Annotated in this window: 15 protein-coding genes; 3 read left to right on the top strand and 12 right to left on the bottom strand. The window is 65.1% G+C overall.

What is annotated here, in order from left to right; all coding sequences use genetic code 11:
* Nucleotides 1–13: 13 nt before the first annotated feature.
* Nucleotides 14–439, top strand: coding sequence for an HIT family protein (locus tag HH308_RS21285; RefSeq protein WP_170196256.1), 426 nt, complete (start codon nucleotides 14–16; stop codon nucleotides 437–439).
* Between the two features lie 248 nt (nucleotides 440–687).
* Here HH308_RS21285 and HH308_RS21280 read toward each other — a convergent pair whose 3' ends face one another.
* Together HH308_RS21280 and HH308_RS21275 are read right to left on the bottom strand one after the other, a co-directional pair.
* A complete protein-coding gene (locus HH308_RS21280) occupies nucleotides 688–981 on the bottom strand; it encodes a rhodanese-like domain-containing protein (RefSeq protein ID WP_211188701.1) in 294 nt (97 codons plus the stop codon).
* Between the two features lie 210 nt (nucleotides 982–1,191).
* Nucleotides 1,192–2,907, bottom strand: a complete 1,716-nt coding sequence (locus HH308_RS21275; protein WP_170196254.1) for a DEAD/DEAH box helicase — start codon at nucleotides 2,905–2,907, stop codon at nucleotides 1,192–1,194.
* Nucleotides 2,908–3,104: 197 nt separating this feature from the next.
* On the opposite strand from HH308_RS21275, the gene HH308_RS21270 reads away from it, so the two are divergent.
* Both HH308_RS21270 and opgC read left to right on the top strand, forming a co-directional pair.
* A complete protein-coding gene (locus tag HH308_RS21270; RefSeq protein WP_170196253.1) occupies nucleotides 3,105–4,889 on the top strand; it encodes an AMP-dependent synthetase/ligase in 1,785 nt (594 codons plus the stop codon).
* Nucleotides 4,890–4,977: 88 nt separating this feature from the next.
* On the top strand, nucleotides 4,978–6,054 hold the full coding sequence (opgC, locus tag HH308_RS21265) for an OpgC domain-containing protein (RefSeq protein WP_281363003.1): 1,077 nt from the start codon (nucleotides 4,978–4,980) through the stop codon (nucleotides 6,052–6,054).
* 61 nt (nucleotides 6,055–6,115) lie between these two features.
* On the opposite strand, the gene HH308_RS21260 is transcribed toward opgC, so the two are convergent.
* From HH308_RS21260 to HH308_RS21215, 10 genes are all read right to left on the bottom strand, one after another.
* Nucleotides 6,116–7,675 carry a DUF7782 domain-containing protein gene (locus HH308_RS21260; RefSeq protein ID WP_170196252.1) on the bottom strand — a complete coding sequence of 520 codons (1,560 nt, stop codon included), beginning with the start codon at nucleotides 7,673–7,675 and terminating at the stop codon, nucleotides 6,116–6,118.
* Between the two features lie 27 nt (nucleotides 7,676–7,702).
* Nucleotides 7,703–8,755: an ABC transporter ATP-binding protein gene (locus tag HH308_RS21255; RefSeq protein WP_170196251.1), complete on the bottom strand. Its 1,053-nt coding sequence runs from the start codon at nucleotides 8,753–8,755 to the stop codon at nucleotides 7,703–7,705.
* A 12-nt stretch (nucleotides 8,756–8,767) separates the two neighbouring features.
* Nucleotides 8,768–9,499, bottom strand: a complete 732-nt coding sequence (locus tag HH308_RS21250) for a hypothetical protein (protein ID WP_211188696.1) — start codon at nucleotides 9,497–9,499, stop codon at nucleotides 8,768–8,770.
* A gap of 82 nt (nucleotides 9,500–9,581) precedes the next feature.
* Nucleotides 9,582–10,541: an MlaD family protein gene (locus HH308_RS21245; RefSeq protein WP_170196250.1), complete on the bottom strand. Its 960-nt coding sequence runs from the start codon at nucleotides 10,539–10,541 to the stop codon at nucleotides 9,582–9,584.
* Nucleotides 10,538–11,554 carry an MlaD family protein gene (locus HH308_RS21240; protein ID WP_170196249.1) on the bottom strand — a complete coding sequence of 339 codons (1,017 nt, stop codon included), beginning with the start codon at nucleotides 11,552–11,554 and terminating at the stop codon, nucleotides 10,538–10,540. Before HH308_RS21240 ends, HH308_RS21245 begins: the two co-directional genes overlap by 4 nt.
* 2 nt (nucleotides 11,555–11,556) lie before the next feature.
* Complete coding sequence (locus HH308_RS21235; protein ID WP_246284756.1) at nucleotides 11,557–12,612, bottom strand: MlaD family protein; 1,056 nt, start codon at nucleotides 12,610–12,612, stop codon at nucleotides 11,557–11,559.
* Between the two features lies 1 nt (nucleotide 12,613).
* A complete protein-coding gene (locus tag HH308_RS21230; protein WP_312870776.1) occupies nucleotides 12,614–13,600 on the bottom strand; it encodes an MlaD family protein in 987 nt (328 codons plus the stop codon).
* Nucleotides 13,588–14,595: an MlaD family protein gene (locus tag HH308_RS21225; protein ID WP_170196247.1), complete on the bottom strand. Its 1,008-nt coding sequence runs from the start codon at nucleotides 14,593–14,595 to the stop codon at nucleotides 13,588–13,590. Before HH308_RS21225 ends, HH308_RS21230 begins: the two co-directional genes overlap by 13 nt.
* A gap of 1 nt (nucleotide 14,596) precedes the next feature.
* Nucleotides 14,597–15,718: an MlaD family protein gene (locus HH308_RS21220; RefSeq protein WP_170196246.1), complete on the bottom strand. Its 1,122-nt coding sequence runs from the start codon at nucleotides 15,716–15,718 to the stop codon at nucleotides 14,597–14,599.
* A gap of 2 nt (nucleotides 15,719–15,720) precedes the next feature.
* Nucleotides 15,721–16,596, bottom strand: coding sequence for an MlaE family ABC transporter permease (locus tag HH308_RS21215; protein WP_211188695.1), 876 nt, complete (start codon nucleotides 16,594–16,596; stop codon nucleotides 15,721–15,723).
* Nucleotide 16,597 lies beyond the last annotated feature (1 nt).

The following is a 16,597-nucleotide window of genomic DNA, read 5'->3' as shown; positions in this document are numbered from 1 at the left end:
ATCGTGTGTCCCCATGACGTCCTGTGTGTTCTGCGCGATCGCCGACGGCTCGGCGCCGTCCCGTCAGGTCTACGCCGACGACGACGTGCTCGGATTCCTCGACATCAGGCCGGTCACCCGCGGTCATACGCTGTTGATTCCCCGTACCCACGCGGCGAACCTCGCCGAACTCGACCCGGAGATCGGCGCACGGGTGTTCAAGGCGGGGCAGCGCCTCGCCGCTGCGATGCGCGCCAGCAAGATCGCCGCCGACGGTGTCAACCTCTTGGTCAACGACGGCCGTGCGGCGATGCAGACGGTGTTCCACTCACACCTGCATGTGGTCCCCCGCCACGACGGCGACAAGCTCAGCTTCGCCAAAGGCCTTGTGGTGCGCCGTGATCCGAATCCCGACGAAACCGCGGCGATGATCCGCGCGGGCGTCGCCGCACTTCGATGAGCGCGCTGGCCCGGGCCCGAGCGCTCGTCGCCGACGCAGAGACGTGGTTCGCTTGATCGACATCAATCCCGATCCGTGCTCGGCGTCGAGCGTGGCGACCGTCGTGCTGGAAACGACTGCGGCGCAAGCTCTGCCGCGGCTGTTGGTCGGGTAACTGGCCGACCGCGCAACCACGACTCAGCAAAACGGCCCGGTCCCAACACCTTTCGGGTGTCGGGACCGGGCCGTTCGCGTCCGGTTCCGCAGACTTAGCGCGAATCCCGTTGCGCCACACGGTTCATCGCGGTGTAACCACCGTCGACGTAATGGACGTTGCGGTAGCCCATGTCAGCGATCTCGGCGGCGATCCGCGGCGCCTCCGACCGCACCGAGACCACTGCGATCTCGGAGTCGTGGTGCACCCAGCCGGTCGACGTTCCGCCGAAGACGCGCGACACCTCGCCCGGCTCGACGACGACGGCGCCGGGCAGGCTGCCCTGGTGCCGACGCACCTGCGGCCGCGCATCGACGACGACGCCCCGGCCCTGGCCGACTACCCGCATCGCCCCGGTTGCCGTGATCGGCTCCACCTGAGTCCATTCCCCAATCTTCGAACCCTTAGCGCCCACCTGCGTATCCACCGTTCCTTTTTCCATGCGTGAAATTCGTTGACCCGACTCCAGGTTACGGATTAATCACGACCTCGCAAGGATCCTGCGCAGTACGGGGTGGATTTGCTATACGCAACGTCGAATTACCAGCGAGTAGCCGAGTCAGGCACGCCGCCGACCGGCGACCTTAGGCGCGCCGCGCTTGGCGTACCCGCCTTCTCGGCGTCGACCGTACTGACCGCCGCCCCGTGCCCGCGGGGGCCCCTGATCACGGCGGATGTCGATCGGATGCTTGCCGATTCGGGTGTCGCGCAGCGAATCCAACGTCCGATTATCCAGATCGGCCGGCAGTTCGACGAGACTGAAGTCGTCGCGGATGCTGATGTTGCCGAAATCACCTCGGGTCAGGCCGCCCTCGTTGGCGATTGCTCCGACGATCGCTCCCGGCGACACCTTGTGGATGCGTCCGACCGCGATGCGGTAGGTGGCGAAGTCGCCACCGCCGCGGGGTGCCCGCTCCGGGCGCTCGGAGCGTTCGCGGCGCTCGCTCTTCGGCGGGTCGGGTGCCATCAGGAAGCCGCCGTCACGGGTCTCCAACGCGAGCGCGGCGGCGATGTCGGCCATCGCCACATCATTGTCGCGGGCATACTTCTCCACCAACCCGCGGAACAGATCCAGATGTTCCGACGACAGGTTCGCGGTGATCGAGTCGGCGAACTTGGCCTTGCGCTGAGCGTTGACGTCGTCGACCGAGGGCAGGTCGATCTCTTCGAGCGGCTGGCGGGTCGCGCGCTCGATCGAGCGGAGCAGATGCCGTTCCCGCGGCGACACGAACAGCAGCGCCGTCCCCGACCGTCCGGCCCGCCCGGTGCGGCCGATGCGGTGCACATATGACTCGGTGTCGTGCGGAATGTCGTAATTGACCACGTGCGAGATGCGGTCGACGTCGAGACCGCGCGCGGCGACGTCGGTGGCGACGAGGATGTCGATGCTGCCGCTCTTGAGCTGGTTGATGGTCCGCTCACGCTGCGCCTGGGCCAGGTCGCCGTTGATCGCCATCGCCGAGAATCCACGCGCGCGCAGGCGCTCGGCCAGCTCCTCGGTGGCCTGCTTGGTGCGCACGAACACGATCATGCCGTCGAAGGTCTCGACCTCCAGAACGCGCGTCAATGCGTCGAGTTTGCGCTGGTGCGACACCTGCAGGTACTTCTGCGTGATGTTCTGCGCGGTCGCCGTCTTCGACTCGACCGACACCTCGGTGGGATTCTTCAGGTATTGCTTGGCCAGTCGGCCGATCGCCTTGGGCATCGTCGCCGAGAAGAGGGCGACCTGCTTGGTGTCGGGGGTGTCGGCCAGGATCCGCTCGACATCTTCGGCGAAGCCCATGGTGAGCATCTCATCGGCCTCGTCGAGCACGAGGTAGGAAAGTTCAGAGATGTCCAGGGTGCCCTTGTCGAGGTGGTCGATGACGCGGCCCGGCGTGCCGACGATCACCTGCGCGCCGCGGCGCAGGCCCGACAGCTGGACGCCGTAGCTCTGGCCGCCGTAGATCGGCAGCACCTTGACGTCGGGCATGTGTGCCGAGTACTTGCCGAATGCCTCGGACACCTGCAGCGCGAGTTCGCGCGTCGGTGCGAGGACCAACGCCTGCGGCTTGCGCGCGGAGGCATCGAGTCGTGACAGGATCGGGATGGCGAAGGCGGCGGTCTTGCCGGTGCCGGTCTGCGCCAATCCGACGACGTCGTCGCCGGCCATCAACGGCGGGATGGTGGCGGCTTGAATTGGGGAAGGGGTCTCGTAGCCGACGTCGTCGAGAGCCTGACGCACACGGTCGTCAATTCCCAATCCGTCGAATGTCGCTGCAGCTTGTTCACTCATTTCAGTCGATACTCTAGTCGCTGCGACGCCGAGTCGTTGCATTGTCGACGCGGCTGCGACCGCCGCCACACACCGCGTGTGACCATTACCACTCGACTGGTAGGGTCTAGCCGTCTGAAATCACATCGAAGTCTCGTCGCAAATCCGGCATTCCGCCCGGATCTGCCAGACGGTCGGCTTGAAAGGGCATATCGCATATGCAAGAGGCATCCACACCCGCGGTTGCGGAGATCGACCCGACCCGCACCCTGGTCGACACGGTCTTGGAATACCGGGCACAGCGCCCAACCCTGCCGTTGTTCAAAAAGCGCACCGACCGCCAGTGGATCAACGTCAGTGCCAAGCACTTCGTCGACGAGGTCGACGCCGTGGCGAAAGGCCTCATCGCCTCGGGCGTCCAGGCCGGCGACCGCGTGGCGCTGCTGTCGGCGACTCGCTACGAGTGGACCCTGATCGACTACGCCATCTGGCGGGCCGGTGCCACGACGGTCGCCATCTACGACACCTCCGCTCCCGACCAGGTGCAGTGGATCCTCGAAGACTCGGGCGCATCGCTGCTGATCGTCGAGACGCACGGTCAGTACACCCAGCATCTCAACGTCATCGACAACTCCCCCAAGCTGCGCGAAGCCCTCGTCATCGACGACCACGCCGTCGCCGAGCTGACCAAGCGCGGCAAGAAGATCAACGAGGTCGAGCTGGAGGCCCGTCACCAGAGTGCCGCGGCCTCCGACCCCGCCACCCTGATCTACACCTCCGGAACCACCGGACGGCCCAAGGGTGTTGTGCTGACCCACGCCAACTTCATGGCAGAGTGCATCGCCACCAAGGCGTCGATGGGCGACATGATGTCGGAGGGCAAGTCGACGCTGCTGTTCCTGCCGTTGGCGCACGTGTTCGCGCGCGCCGTCGTCGTCGCGTCGGTGGAGAACCGGGTGATCCTCGGCCACACCAGCAACATCAAGACGCTGCTCGACGACTTCGCGCAATTCCGGCCGAGCTACATCCTGTCCGTGCCGCGGGTGTTCGAGAAGGTCTACAACTCGGCCGAGCAGAAGGCCATCGACGGTGGTCGGGGCAGTATCTTCCAGAAGGCGGTCGCCACCGCCGTCGAATGGAGCAAGGCGCAGGACCAGGGCGGCGCCGGGCTGCTGCTCAAGGTCAAGCACACCGTCTTCGACAAGCTCGTCTATTCCAAGCTGCGCGAAGCCCTCGGCGGTCAGTGCGACGCCGCACTGTCCGGCGGCGCACCCCTAGGCGCTCGGCTGGGCCACTTCTTCCGCGGCGCAGGCATCCCGGTGTACGAGGGCTACGGCCTGACCGAGACCACCGCGGGCATCACCCTCAACGGTCCCAGCGGCCAGGCCGTCGGCTCGGTCGGCCGGGCCGTCGCAGGTTGCTCGGTCGCCATCGCCGACGACGGCGAGGTGCTGCTCAAGGGCCCCATCGTGTTCGGCGGATACTGGCACAACGAGAAAGCCACCGCCGAGGCCATCGTCGACGGCTGGTTCCACACCGGCGACATCGGCAAGCTCGAAGACGGCTACCTGCACATCACCGGCCGCAAGAAGGAACTCATCGTCACCGCGGGCGGCAAGAACGTCTCCCCCGCCCAGCTCGAGGACGTCATCCGGGCGCACGCGCTGATCAGCCAGGCACTCGTCGTCGGCGACAACAAGCCGTTCATCGCGGCATTGCTGACCCTCGACCCCGAGGTGGTGCCGGGCTGGCTGGAGCGCAACAACCTGCCCGCCTCGACGTCGCTGGCGGACCTGGCCGAGCACGCCGGTCTGAAGGCCGAGCTGCAGGAGGCGATCGACTCCGCCAACAGGACTGTCTCCAAGGCGGAGGCGATCAAGAAGTTCGCCATTCTCGACACCGATTTCACGATCGAGTCCGGTGAGCTCACGCCGACGCTGAAGCTCAAGCGCAAGGTCATCCACGAGGGTCATCAGCAGGCGATCGCCGATCTCTACACCTGATCTGAAGTCATTGCAGCGCCACGCTGCTACCGCGGCGGGACCGAGCCGCGTCTCGGTCCCCGCCGCCGTTCGTACGTCGGGGCGTGATCTGGCGATCGACGCCGTGCGCGGCCTGGCCATCTGGAGCATGGTCAGCGAACACTTCGCCAACGGCACCCTGCTGGCCGCGCCGACGCACGCGTTTCCCTATGTCGACGGGATGTCGGCGTTCGTGCTGCTGTCGGGACTGGTACTCGGCATGGTGTACAGCGGCTGGATCGAGCGCTACTCCCTCCGCTACGCGTATCGACGCCTGCTCCGTCGGGTCGCCGTACTGTACGTGTGTCAGCTCTCGATCTCGTTGGTTGCGGTGGCCGCCGCATTCGCCGGCCATCGGTGGCTCACGCTGCTTCCCATGCCCGCGTCGTGGGCCGACGGAATCGTCTGGGCTACGACGATGCGCTACCTGCCCAGCGGCGGCAACATCCTGTTGCTGTACATGTTGCTGTTGATTTCAGCGTTCGCACTGTTCCCGATGCTGATGCGCAACTGGTGGCAGGCGGTCCTCGTGGCGTCGACCGGACTCTACGTGTACGCGCAGATCCACAGCCCGACGTGGTTCTACATCACGTCGTCGGTCGACGGTGCGCCCGTACAGAATTGGGCCGCTTGGCAATTCATGTTCGTGCCGGCGGTCGTGGTCGGATGGAAGTGGCGCACCTGGCAGGTGGCCGAACGTATCGTGACGTACCTGCCGTTTCTCGCCGTCGGAGCAATCGGCCTGTGGCTGGCGCTGCACTTCGTGATCGACGACGGCCCCTGGCGCACAATCGAATCCGAATTCGCCGACAAGGTCGACTTCGCTCCGGCCCGCGCCGTCGGGGCCTGGGTGCTCATCCCCACGATCTACGGAATGTTCGGACAGCTTCTGGCGTGGTGGCACCACGACTGGCTGCGACCGCTGGTCATGACCGGTTCACGCAGCCTGGATTCCTATGTCCTGCAAGCCATTGCGCTCGTCGTCGTACCGATTCACGTGGCGCACCGACCCTGGGATCTGCTCACCGTCGCCGCGGTCACCCTGCTGGTCTTCGGCGCGTGCTGGGGATGGGCCGAGCTGCGCCGCGGATTGGGCATCGCCAAACTGCACCAGGCACCCGCCATGATGTGGCGGCGGCGCGGGTGAAATCTATGGTGTTCGGCGTTCTCCAGGAACGCCGAACGCTCGCCCTTGCTGACGAATCACACTAATCCCGTTGCACCTCATGCAGAATTCCCCGCGCGATCGCCTCCCGTACCACGGGCATCGCGGCTTGTGCCAGCGCGTCGGCCTCGACGCCGTGGAAACCGGCGAGCAACTCGATCAACGTGCCCAGCGGCACTTCCCCCCGGCACCCGGCCAGTAGCGCCTTGGACACTTCGTCGAGTCCCAGCACCGCACCCGGTCCGCCGGGACGTCGGACCGTATGCGAAATCGCCTGCCACCCTTGCTCTCCCGGCAGCGACTGCTCCTCCAGCAGCACCGGGGCGGTGGACAGCGGCAACTCGAGCACCTGGTCATCGGTGACCGCGGCCAGGTACCGCTGCCGTGCCAGGAACGCCTCTGCTTCGACGCCGGTGACCTCCTCGCCCGCACCGGTGATCTCTTCGATGACGTGGATCGGCGCGCTCTCGTCGTCGAACTCCTTGGCGCGCAGCGTTATCACGCCCATGCCGATCCCGACGACCCCGTTGCGCTCGAACCACTGCGCCCAGGTGTTCGCCCGCGCGGCCACCGACTCGGCGGTCTCCCCGGCGTCGGCGAGCCACAGCGAGATATAGGAGATCGGATCGGCGAGTTCACGCTGGACCACCCATGCGTCCAACGGGTAGCCGTCGAACCATTCCCGCGGGCGGGCCTGCCAATCGTCGGCGTCGAACACCATCCAGTTGGCGAGTACCGTCGCCGTACCACCGGGCGCGAGGTATCCCGGTAGATCCGCGATCAGTTTGGCGCACAATCCGTCTCCGCTGATTCCGGAGTCACGGTAGATGTAGTCCTGCGATCCGGTCCCGACGACGAACGGCGGATTCGACACGATGAGGTCGAACACCTCACCCGCGACCGGGTCGAACAGGCTGCCGGTGCGCAGATCCCACGACATCCCGTTGATCTGTGCGGTCGCCCGGGCCAATGCCAGTGCGCGGTCGTTGGTGTCGGTGGCCACGATGTGTTCGGCGTGTGCGTGCAGGTGCAGCGCCTGCACGCCGCAGCCGGTGCCGAGGTCGAGGGCGCGGGCAGCGGGACGTCGAATCACCGCGCGCGCCAACGAGATCGACGCTCCGCCGATGCCGAGCACATGGTCGTGGGTGACCGGTCCGTCGCGCAGGCCGGCGTCTTGATCGGAGATGACGAGGTAGCTCCCGGCGTCGTCGGCGTAGGGCCGGATGTCGAGTGCGCTGACGAACGTCGAGTCAGCTGCCGGTCCCAATGCCTCGTGTCGCTGCACCCCCTGTCGCAATACCCCGTGCCGTAGCAGGTCGTCGAGCGACGTCGTCGGGAATGCTTGTCGCACAGCCGATTCACTCACCGCTTCGGCCAGCAGGAACAGTCGGATCAACGCCACCAGCGAGGGTGAATCGTCCTGCGCCGCAGCGCATGCGCGCTGCGCCGGCCACCACGTCCCGGCTGCGAGCGCCGCGTGGGCGGCGTCGCCGAGTGCCTGTGCGACCCCGTCGACGTCGTAGCCCGCCGCTCGCAGGTCGGTGCCCAGGGAGTCGACGACGATCGGGTCGGTCAGCGGATGGCTCGGTGCCGGGTCGGTCATGGTGGCTCAATCTACCCGGCTCCCCGATTACGCCACCGGTATCGGCACCGTGTCGATCACCGATGCCGCTGCCGCTCGCTCCTCCGCCGCCCGCGCGTCCTCGGCGGCCATGCTCGCGCGGATCGCTTCCTGAGCGTTGCGCGGCAGCGTATGCAGCATCTCCACCACATTGCGTCGATGCCGAATCGCCGCCTGCCGCACCGGCATCCCCGGATTCGGCTGCACCTGCGCGATGATCTCGGTGAAATCATCCTTCGTCCCACCACCGGAAATGCCCGCCGCCGCCATCGCCGCCTCCGCCGCGGCCACCGCCGAATCCTTCTCCTCACTCATCCCGATCGGACCGAACCGATCACCCGCCAAGAACTGCTTCACCACCGGCTGCTCGGAGGTCAACAACACCTCCCGCGGACCGAACATCACCAACTCCTTACGGAACAACATTCCGATATTGTCCGGAATCGTCCGCGCAATGTTGATATTGTGCGTCACCACCAGAATCGTCGCATCAATCGTCGCATTGATATCGATCAACAACTGCGAAATATAGGCCGTCCGCACCGGGTCCAACCCCGAATCCGGCTCATCACACAAAATGATCTGCGGATCCAACACCAACGCTCGCGCCAACCCCGCACGCTTACGCATACCACCGGAGATCTCCCCCGGTAATTTCTCCTCCGCCCCCAACAAGCCGACCATCTCCACCTTCTCCATCACAATGGAGCGGACCTCGGATTCCTTCTTGCGGGTATGCTCCCGCAACGGGAATGCGATGTTGTCATACAACGACATCGATCCGAACAGCGCGCCGTCCTGAAACAACACCCCGAACAGTTTCCGGATCTCATACAGTTCCTTCGCCGAGCACTGCGTGATATCGGTGCCGTCGACCACCACCGACCCCTGCTCCGGATGCAGCAACCCGATCAACGTCTTCAAAAACACCGACTTACCCGTACCCGAGGGCCCCAACAATGCCGACACCTCCCCCGTCGGCAACGTCAACGACACATCCCGCCAAATATTCTGCGATCCGAACGATTTCGTCAAACCGCTGACACTGACCTCGACACCCATGACGATCGTCCTCTATTTCGGCGCGGCAGCATTGTTCGCCGACGTGTCGCCGCCGAGCGAGGTCGGAATTCCGCTGATTTCGGTGATGACCCAATTATTGTTCGAATCGATGGTCATCTTGTAGGTGGCCGTCGACTCGATGCCGTCGGGCGCCTGCACATTCTTGGTGTATACGCTGACGAAGGCGGCCACCTGATACACGCCGTCCTTCACCGACTGCACCTGCGCGGTGAGCTTCTCCGACGTCGAGGTCCACTGCATCGGCTTGATCAGCTGTTCCATCGACGTCGACGCCTTGCGCAGCCGATCGGCGAGTTCGGGCGTGGTGCCCTTGGTCAACCGGCCCTGCCATTGCGCCGGATCCTGGTAGTCCATCTTGGCGGCGCCGGTCGCATAGTCAAGCGCGACCTGCTCGGCGTGGGCGCGGTCGGCCTGCGCCTGCTGCATCGACGACAGGTCGTCGGACTTGGCGATCAGCTGCCAGCTCAGGACGACGATGGCCACGACCAGAACCAGTGCCGCGATCCCGGTCACCAACTGCTGCAACGAGATCGGGCGGCTGCGCAGGCCTGCTATCCTGGCCTTGACCGAAGTGGCCGGGGCGGGCTCAGGCTCGACCACCTTCGTGGCGCTCGCCTTGCTCGCGCGGGGCTTCGTCGCCGCGCCCGTGTTCTCGGCTGCGTCGGCGTTCTCATTCGCCTCATCCATTGCTGCGGCGATCTTCTCGGGGGTGATGGTGGTCATGGCTGCGACCTTTCTTCGGTGAGTCTTTCTGCGTCGAATTCTTATGCGGTGTCGAGGAGGGACTAACGGTCAACTGCGGCCATCACCGCCCTCCGGTGGGAACCGCGACGGTCAGCGCGCCCTTGGTCTTCGTGGCGGCCAGGAAGGTGTCGAGGACGCGGCCGATGTCGACGGTGCGCAGTGCTGCCGCCCCGGCGCGAGCGGCCGGAAGCAGGTTGACGCCGATGGTGTTGAGGTCCTTCGAGTTGGCGTCGAGGAAGTCCTGCAACTGCACGAACAGCGGCCCGGCTCCATCGCGGATGCCGCGTTCGAGGTGCTCGGAGAACAGGGTGACGTCGACGACGGACTGCAGGGTCACGTTGAATTCCTTGCCGAAGCGCGGGATCAGCGGCGTGACGGCGCTCAACTGCGCCGGCACATTGCCGGTCTTCATGATCAGCGGCTGCAGCGCCGACAGCAGCGTCACAAAGGCGTCCGACTGCGTGGTCAACTCGTTCGAGAGCAGGGTGCCGGCTCGGTTGAGGTTGCCGAGCACCTCGGTGCCGTCGGGCAGCCCGTCGTTGACATTGCTCATGATGCGGCGCACCTTGGTCGGATCGACCTGCCGCAGCATCACGGTCAGCCGCTGCGAGAGTTCCTTGAACGTCGTCGGCACCAGGACCCGCTTGGCGTCGATACGCGCATTGTCGGCGAGGAACGGCCCCGACGACGTCTCCGGCATCACCGCGACGTATGCCTCGCCGAGCGCCGAAAGATTGTCTACCCGGAAGATGCTGTCCTGCGGAATCGCGGTGTCCCCGTTGTAATCCCAGCTGATCTCGGCGCCGTCGACGGTCTGGTCGATGCCGGTCACGTGTCCGATCTCGATGCCGCGCAACAGGACTCGGGATCCGACGAGGATGCCGTTGGTATCCGGTACCACCATCGACGCGGTGCGCGAATTCGGCGTCCGCACATGCAACCCGACGTTGAGGATGTAGGTGATCGACAACGCGGCCAGCACCACCATCGCCAGCACCGATACTCGTGTCTTGGTGATCATCGGACCGCTCCCAGCATTCGCAGCACGGTCTTGGCGTCGTTCACCAGTTCGCCGCCGTCGGCCGACTGCACGGATTTGATGTTGACCGAGGGATTCGACGCCCACGGCAGCAGTGTGGTGTTCAGAAACGATGTGACCTTGGCCGCCGCGCCGGCACTGGATGCGACGTCGTATTCACCGCGCCCCGACTCCACCAGGGTGGCCGCCGAGTCGAGCATCGGCACCAGCCACATACCGCCGATGAAGATCGAGCCGACCGACGGAAGCAGCGTCGAGATATGCGCGACGACGTTCTTGGCGACGCTGGTGAAGTAGTGCACTCCGTCGTCGCTGAAGATCGCGGCGAGCTCGTTCTTCTTGGTGGAGAACACCAGTGACATGTTGTTGAGTCCGACGAGGGTCCGGTCGATCTGACTCGTCCCCGACGCCAGGTTGGCCAGGTCGATCGAGACGGTCGCGGCCATCGCCCGCACATCCTTGATCGACGGCATGGTCCGGTTCAGCGTCGCCATGGTGTCCTGGATCTTCTGGATGGTGCCGCCGTTGACGAAGTACGCGAGGACCGCGATGGTGTCTTCCAGCGGCGGCGGCGACGTCGTCTTGTCGAGCGCGACGACGCTGCCGTTGCTGAGGAATCCGGCGGCACCGGTGTCGCCCTCGGCGGGAGTCAGTGCGACATAGGTGTCGCCGAGCAGCGTGTTCTGCCGGATGATCGCCTTGGTGTCGGCGGGCACCTTGGCGGCGTCGGTCAGTCCCGCGACCACGTCGACGCCGTGGGCGGTCTGGGCGGTCGATTCCACCGTGCCCACCCGCAGGCCGTTCATCATGACGTCCGCGCCGCGGGGCAGGTTGAGGATGCTCGCGAACTGCAGCGTGATCTGATAGTCGTCGCTGACGCCCGCCCGCACCGACGGCAGGTCGTTGGGATTGAGCGAACACGCGCTGACGGCGGAGCTGATCGTCAGAACTGCGATCACCGAGCGCACGACGGCGCGCAGAGAGATTCGGGGCATTGTCATTTCGTCCCTGCCTTGGCCAGGATCAGTGAGAACAGATCCACCGAGTTGCGGCCGTCGGTGATCGTCGGCGCCTTGTACGGAATCGCCAATCCGCCGGTGGCATGTGACTGTTGCTTCAGCGTCGCGGCGATCGACGGAATGGTCTCGTAGAGCTTCTTCAGGTCGGGTGCGTGGGTGGCGGCGAGTTCGATGATGTCGCGCACCGGGCCCTTGGCCAGCGGCCACAGAATCGAGTCGCCGTAGTTCGTCTGCACGTCCCACAGCACCGACACCAGCCAGCCGATGCCCTTGCAGAAGTCGGGCACCCAATCCTTGGAAAACAGTTCCGCGCCTTGGGATGCGGCCTTGGGTGCCTTGGCGAGCAGACCGTCGATGGTGCCCCACCGCGCCAACGCCTCGGTCGTCAGCGGCGCCATGTCGCGGATCGACGACCCGATGTCGGCGATCACCTGATCGGGGTTGAGGGCGGCGTTCGACGCATGGCGGAACATGTTGGCGGCGTCGGGTGAGGTGCCCTCCAACGCCTTGTCCAGACCTGCGACGGTGTCGCGCACATCGGTCGAACCGGCGTCGGTCATCGCCTTGATGAAGTCCGACGCCGAGCCGGCGATCTCCGAGATGCTCTTCGGGGTGAAGGTGTGGTCCCGCGAAATACATTGTCCGCGTTGCAGTGTCGCACCCTGCGTGTAGTTGCCGACGAGCTCGAGGCTGCGGTCGGCCAGCAGTGACTTCGATCGGGTCACCGCCCGCACGTCGGCCGGGTAGGCCCGTCCGGAGTTCAGCTCGAAGCTCACCCGCACCGAGGCGCCCTCGGCTTGCACGCCGGTGACCTTGCCGACCGGCATACCCATCTGTGTCACCGGGTTGCCGGTGTAGAGCCCGATAGCGTCGGCGAGATCGGCGCAGTATCCGTTGCCGCCGGCCTCTGCGGCGGTCAGGGTGATGCCGTGGCCCGACGTCGCAACCATCAGGCCGGAGCCGACGACGCCGACCGCGGCGACCGTCGCCATCGCGAGGGTCTTCATCCTGTAGGGAGTTGTCCCAGTGCGCATGTCAGCAGTTCCTTCCGGCGATCGGCACGCAGAGGTTGTTGACCCACAATGTCTGTCCACCGAGCTGCTTCATGCCCTCTGGAGTGATCCACGCGGCCATCTGACTGCGCATCGCGCCGAGGCTCTGCAGCATCGGTTCCAGGTGGTTCTTGGCGTCGAGCACACTGTCGCGGATCTTGTACACGTAGTCGCGGATCAGGTCGGTGTGGTTGCGGTAGAACCGCAGGAACGGATTGATCCGCTCCAGCGCCGACGCGAGCAGCCAGTAGGTGTAGTTGAAGCCGACCGACGCGTTGTTATAGGCGTTGACCACCTGATCGATCTTGTTGAGCAGCGCGAACACGAACTCGCGGTTGCCGTTGAAGGTCTGCATGTATTCACTCGCCAGGGCGGCGACCTGATGGACCTGCTCGCGCTGACGGTCGAAGATCCCGGTGATCGAGTTCATCCCGTCGACGATCGACCGCAACGACGTCGAGTTGCCTTTGAGGGCCGCCGCCACCTGATGCAGGTTGGCGTTCACGTCGGTGGCGTCGACGTCGTCGGTCACCTTCGGCGCGGCCTGCAATACGTCGCCGATCGAGTACGGCACCGCGACGCGCTCGGTGGGGATCGCTGCGGACAGCGGCGTGGTCCCCATCGGAATCAACGTGATGGCATAGCCGCCGACCGGGGTGAGCATGCGCACCTCGACGCGAGACTGATCACCGATGCGGGTGGTGTCGTCGACGCGGGCGGTCACCTTGACCCGCTCGGGCTCCAGTTCAACCTTCTCCACCTTGCCGACGCTGATCCCGGCGACACGGATGTCTTGACCCGTGGTGATCGCCGCGGCGTCGGTGGTCTCGAAGGTGAACGACTTCTGGCTCGGGGGGCGCAGGTACAGCACACCCAGCACGGCGAGCATCGCCACCACGACGACGACCACGCCGACGCCCAGAATCGCGTCGTTTCCGATGAATTTGCGCAATCCGCTTACTTGGCGCACAGGACCACCTCGCTCCCGCCGAGTAGAACCTTGACGTCGCCCGGAATCTGCGCCTTGCCCTTGCTGCATTTCTTCGACGCCCCGGTGTTCTGGGAAACAGTCAGTCCGGCAAGCGCGCTGGGCATCAACTTGAACGACGCCAACGCGTCGGACATCGAGTGGTAGGCGTTGCGCAGGAAGGTGTCGATGTCGAACTGCTCGTTGAATCCCATCGCGGCCAGAATCCGGTAGATGGGTTCCACCAGGGCGGGTCCGGTCGTCGCGGTCTTCTGGAACTCGTTGAGCACCTTCATGCCGTTGCTGATCGGAATGTTCGCGGCTTCCAGGAAGCCCAGCACGTTGCGCGAGCGTCCGCCCATCGAATCGGCGATGCGCGCCATGTTAGCGGTCAGCACCGAGATCACCTTCTGCCGATCGGTCGCGTAGTCGGCGAGCTTCGCAGCGCTGTCGAGCATCGGCCCGAGCCCGTCGCCGTCGCCCTGCAGCAGGGCGATCGCGTTGCGGCTGAATTCGTTGATCTGATCGGTGTTCATCGTCGAGAGCACCGGCTGTAACCCGTTGAACAGCAAGGTGATGTCGTAGGACGGTGTGGTGTGTTGGGCGTCGATCGACGACACCGGACGTCCCGGAGTGCTGTCCTGCGCGACGTCGAGGTACCGGACGCCGGTCAGGCTCTGGTATTTGATCGCGAGCTTGGTGGTGTCGGTGAGGGTGAACTTCTTGTCCATCGAGAAGTCAACGTGCGCAATCGGTTTACCTGTGTCGTCCTGCTTGAGTTCGACCGCGTTGACCTTGCCGATGCGCATGCCCTTCATCCGGACGTCGCCGTTGACGTGCAGGCCCGACGCATCGGTGAACTCGGCGCTGAAGTCGCTCGTCTTCGCATCGACGGGATTGCGCATCGCGTTGAGTACCAACACGAACAACATGACCGTGATGACCGCGACCACAGCGACTTTGAGCGCGGAGACGAGTGTTCTCGTTCGTTGCGACATCTCATTTATCTCCTCTGACCGGCTTGCGCGCGGAACTCTTCGCGGGCTTGGGCGACGGTGTCGCAACCCCCATCTGGGCGAGCGAACTGGACACCGCGGGCAGCTGTCCCAGCAGAATGCGCAGCTGAAGCGTCTTCTGCTCAGGAGTGCCGGTGAACGACGACTCCAGTCCGTCGACGACGACGAGCGTCTTGGTCGCCAGTTGACCGCCGCCGATCGCTCTGGGCAGCGGATCGAGCAGGTACTTGAGCATCGTCGTCAGCACGCTCAGGTCGGAATCGTGCGACTTCAACAGTGCGCCGGCGGCGCCGAACAGCTTGCTGCTGGCCAGTTCCAGTGCCCGGTTGGTCTCGGCGAGCAGCGGATCGTCGGCCTTGCGAGCGCCGTCGGGTCCGGGGTTGTAGCCGTTGCGGGAGAACGCGTACAGGGCACCGATGGCGTTGCTGCTGAAGCCCGGGAAGACGTCGAGGTCGTCGTTCATCATCCGCAGCAGCGTCGTCGGCAGCTGCCGCTGGGTCTTGGCCATCGTGTCGGCGACGATGATGCTCGACCGGATCAGCGGCGCGAGCCCGTTGGCGTAGCGGATCACCTGGTTGAGGCTGGCGATCATGTCCTTGGTCAGTGTGCCGTCGACGACGAGCGAGCCGTTCTCCAGCATCGTCGACATGGTGAAGTCCGGTGATGCTCCGCGCCGGATGACCTCGCCGTCCGTCAGCGGCGAACCACCTTTGTTCGCAATGAGATTCACCGCGGTGATGCCGAAGTAGTTCTCCGGGCGGAAGTCGACGTCGAACGAGTCGGTGAGCAGTCCGCGGACCTCATCGTCGGTGAGTACCAGGTCGAGGTTCACCGAGCCGGCGGTCGGCGCCTGTACGTCGGTGACCTGCCCCACCTCGGCGCCGCGCAGCAGCACCTTGGACCCCTTCTTGATGCCGGGCCCGAGGGCGGGCACCACGAGTTGAAGTGAAATGCCCGATGGCGCTTTGGCTTTCGGGTAGATCACCCAGGTGGCCACCAGCGCCACGGCGATCACTACCAGGGAGATCACCCCGACCAGCGCGAGCGTCCGCAATTGGTTGCGCAGGTCACCCCGGATGAAGTCCTGCGTCGTGTGTCTGGCCATCGTCAACCCCTAAACGGCAGAGCCGGGTTCAGGCCCCAAATGGCCACGGTCATAAGGAAATTCAGCACCACGATGGCGACCAGCGAGGCGCGGATCGCCCGGCCCGACGCCTGCCCGACGCCGGCGGGACCGCCGGAGGCGAAATACCCGTAGTAGCAGTGGATCAACGTCACCACCGCGCAGAAGAGCAGAGCCTTGACCACCGAGGCGATCAGGTCGGGCAGGGTGACGAACTGCGCGAAGTAGTGGTCGTAGGTTCCCTGCGGCTGGTCGTGGAAGAGTTTGATGATGAGTCCGCCGGTGAAGAACGAAACCACAAGTGCCATCAGGTAACTGGGCAGCACGACGAGCATGCCGCCGACGAGCCGGGTGCCCACCACGAAGGGGATGGCGCGCAGACCCATCGACTCGGTGGCGTCGATCTCCTCGGAGATGCGCATGGCGCCGATCTCGGCGGTCATGCGGCAACCGGCCTGCGCGGCGAAGCCGATGCCGGTGATGATCGGGGCGATCACGCGGATGTTGCCGAACGAACCGACGATGCCGGTCAACGCACCGAAGCCGAGCAGGTCGAAGGCCATGAACGCTTCGATCGCCACCACGGCACCGACGGCGACGCCGAGGAAGAACATCAGGCTGACCACACCGCCGTCGACGATCAGTGAGCCCGATCCCCACGCCATGTCGTTCATGGTCTTCGCGGTCTGCTTGCGGTATTGGCGAATTGTCGTGGGCAGCAAGACGATCGTCTTGAAGACGAACACCACGACCTGGCCGAATTCGAGTGCGACCTCGAGCAGGCCCTGGGTCACGGCGCGGCCGATCCTGACCGGCAGCACGGCACCGCGAGCGGGGGTGAATGATTCTGTCGCAGTCATA

This window comes from Gordonia asplenii (assembly GCF_012933505.1).
Lineage (GTDB): Bacteria > Actinomycetota > Actinomycetes > Mycobacteriales > Mycobacteriaceae > Gordonia > Gordonia asplenii.
Note: the sequence above shows the minus strand (reverse complement) of the source record. Positions and strands in the feature narration are given on the sequence as shown.